Source organism: Legionella navarrensis (genome assembly GCF_052527415.1).
Genome location: NZ_JBNVZR010000071.1, coordinates 1 through 233 on the forward strand (window position 1 = coordinate 1; position 233 = coordinate 233).

A 233-nucleotide genomic window follows, 5' to 3' on the forward strand; every position below is an offset into this window, starting at 1 on the left:
AAGCTACGCTGGCACTGCCGTCGCTGATATCAAAGTTAAAGCTGACGCTGCTCTCATCATTCAGGGCCGGCGTATAGGTCCAGGTGCCGTCCAGGTTATCCACCAGACTACCGGCACCTGATGCTATGGACAGGTTCAGCGCCTCAAGACTGCTGCCTGCATCCACATCACTGGCGTTGGCCAGCAGTTCGGCCTGAGTGATCACGCGCGCACCGCTGTCTTCTGCTATGGCC

The 233-nt window shown here is 58.4% G+C and carries 1 protein-coding gene; it reads right to left on the reverse strand.

What is annotated here, in order from left to right; all coding sequences use genetic code 11:
• The coding region (locus ACQUTA_RS13160; RefSeq protein ID WP_444988721.1) for a cadherin-like domain-containing protein at positions 1 to 233 on the reverse strand (233 nt) is incomplete at both ends.